At 55.9% G+C, this 2,655-nt stretch carries 3 protein-coding genes; 2 read left to right on the top strand and 1 reads right to left on the bottom strand.

Going from position 1 to position 2,655, the window contains the following annotated elements; translation table 11 throughout:
• Both AC1D1X_RS20425 and AC1D1X_RS20420 read left to right on the top strand, forming a co-directional pair.
• Nucleotides 1-697 (top strand): AAA family ATPase (locus AC1D1X_RS20425; RefSeq protein WP_477699025.1); only part of this gene is annotated, 697 nt, incomplete at its 5' end.
• 9 nt (nt 698-706) lie between these two features.
• Nucleotides 707-1,417, top strand: a complete 711-nt coding sequence (locus AC1D1X_RS20420) for an alpha/beta hydrolase (RefSeq protein ID WP_477667936.1) — start codon at nt 707-709, stop codon at nt 1,415-1,417.
• A gap of 300 nt (nt 1,418-1,717) precedes the next feature.
• Here AC1D1X_RS20420 and AC1D1X_RS20415 read toward each other — a convergent pair.
• The coding region (locus AC1D1X_RS20415) for a DGQHR domain-containing protein (RefSeq protein ID WP_477699024.1) at nt 1,718-2,655 on the bottom strand (938 nt) is incomplete at its 5' end.

Below are 2,655 nucleotides of genomic sequence, written 5' to 3'. Positions count from 1 at the left end.
GGTGCTGCCGCAGGCGCACCGCGACCTGATCGACATCCTCACGGCCGACCGCAACTTCCTGATGGAAGACATCGTCGAGGGCAAATCTGGCGGCACCACCATCTTGTGCAAGGGCGCACCGGGCCTGGGCAAAACGCTGACGGCCGAGGTGTACGCCGAGGTGGTGGGCAAGCCGCTGTACCGCGTGCATTCAGGCCAGCTCGGCGTGACGGCCGGCTCGGTTGAAGCCAATCTGTCGAAGATTTTGCAGCGTGCGGCCCGCTGGGATTCGGTGTTGCTGCTGGACGAGGCCGATGTCTACATCCGCCGACGCGACAACGACCTGCAGCACAACGCCATCGTGGCCGAGTTTTTGCGCACGCTCGAGTACTTCAACGGCCTGCTCTTCATGACGACCAATCGCGTGGCCGATATTGACGATGCCATTTTGTCGCGCTGCATTGCCATCATCCAGTTCGAGACGCCGACGAAAGAGAAGGCCGCGCAACTGTGGAAGTCGCTGGGGCAGCAGTTCAACGCCGAGTTGCCCGACGAGTTGGTCGCCAAGCTGACCGTGACCTACGCCGCCGCCAGCGGGCGCGATATCAAGGAGTTGCTCAAGTTGACTTCGAAGTTCTGCAAGGGCAAAAGCGAGCCGCTAAGCGAAGACGCGTTTGCGCAGTGCGCGGCTTTTCGCTGCATCGGTCAGACACCTTAAAGACTAACCATGCTGGACATGTCGCTTCTGGGTGGCGCGCTGTTGGGACGGCTTTCATTTCGCCCCGGCCCACGGCCCCATCAAAACCCCTTGCCTGCGGGCCGGTACAACCTGGGCATTGCCGAAGAGCGCGACGCCGTACTGATCGTGCCCGACGGCCTGAGGCCCGATGCGCCTGCGCCTCTGCTGGTGATGTTCCACGGCGCAGGCGGCAGCGCCGACAAGGTGCTGCCCTTCCTCATCGAGCATGTACAGCAGCGGGGGTTCTTGCTGTTGCTGCCGCAGTCGCAGTTTCCGACCTGGGACATCGTCATAGGCGGCAACGGCCCTGACCTGGAACGGTTGGACAAGGCCCTGGCGGAAGTCGCTTCAAGGTTTGCGATAGACCCGACCCATCTGGCTTTCGCCGGGTTTTCCGACGGCGGAAGTTACGCACTCTCGTCAGGCGTCACCAATGGCGACATCGCCAGCCATGTGATTGTTTTCTCAGGCGGTTTCATGTCGGTTTTCACACAAGAAGGCACGCCCCGCATCTTCATCGCGCATGGTCTGCAAGACGCGCAATTGCCGATAGAGACCAGCGCACACCCCCACGCGGAAAAGCTCAAAGCTGCGGGTTATGACGTCACCACGGTGGACTTCAATGGCCCGCACCGGATTGAGCCTCCTGTGGTGGCGCTGGCGATGGAGTTTTTTTTGGGGCCGCTGACGCCCAAATGAAAAGCCGTCGGCATACCCTGTGCCGCGAATGTGCGCCAGGCCATGAAAAAGGCCGCTTGCTGAAATTCAGCAAGCGGCCTTGGTCGTTATGGCTGGGGTCAATTGAAAGATGCGTTGAAACCCCCGTAAACAGGCGCATTTGTTGTAACAGCGCCGCGAATCTACCCCTGTCTATACCCCCGTCATGAGTTCTGACTACCGAGGAGAGACTGATGTTCCTAAAACCAGAATCCCTTTCAGAGACGGCAATTAGCAAAGGCTGATTGCGTCGAGCTCACGTAAGCAGTGATCGACTAGTGATCAGTAATAGCGCGGCCATTTCTCTGGCTTAGCCTCTATGTAGCCAAGCATGTCGCGTAGCAATTCGCCTTCGCCCGTAGAACCCGGCAAGTACGTCTGAGAGTTGAATTGCTCAGATTCCAGCTGGATAAGATCAAGCAGAGCTTTAATCTCCTCATGATGGATGCTAGAGGTGTCCTCATCAAGCGGCCTTTCTGTAATACGTGCCATCACCTCCGGAAGTAGTCGCATCAGGGCTGCAAAGCCAGTGCCTCGGCCCAAAATCATTCCCTTTCTTCTATCTGCCAACGCTCCCGGCCAGCGAAGATGTACAGCGAGAAAATACTCCCACAGCACGTACGCGATCCGCGCATCGTCATTGGCCAAAAATAAGTTTCTGAAGATGAGTTTCTTCCTGTCTACTTTCACGGCCTTGGAAGGGCTTTTGCCTCTTTTAAGGAGGTCTTTGTCGCTATCAGGATCACGCGATATGAGTTTTAGCAAACGATCAACAAACGCTGACTGAGTTATCGACTCAGAAGCACTTTCACCCGATTTGCCCAAAATTTTTATAAAACCTTCAAGAGGGCTCTTGCTCTTGAAATTCATTATTTTCGCAATGTTGTGAGAAGTTTTCTGTGGGCTTCGAGCGACTGCAAAGTCATACAGGTCATAGGCCAAAGACTTTGTTACCTTCGTCTGCTTTAGATTGATGGTCGCGAACACCATCGCTTGATCCTCCAGCTCCATATCTACAAATATGGTGACATTTAGGAAGAAAGGCTCCCCTTCGTAATCTGCAAATCCAGCAATCCGGTGTTGCCCATCGATAATTTTCGCTACTTTCCCATCATCACTCGACACGGTAATCGTGGCCCTGCCTTCGCTTTCCGCTTCCACCGAGGCGTGCGTCCCGTCAATAGCCAGAATCACGCCGGTTGGGAAACAGGCATCAACAG

The sequence above is a fragment of the Polaromonas sp. P1_G4 genome (genome assembly GCF_056405475.1).
Note: the sequence above shows the minus strand (reverse complement) of the source record. Positions and strands in the feature narration are given on the sequence as shown.

Excerpts from the sequence above, each read along its gene's own strand:
- AC1D1X_RS20420 (WP_477667936.1), top strand. The coding sequence starts at position 707 with ATGCTGGACATGTCGCTTCTGGGTGGCGCGCTGTTGGGACGGCTTTCA.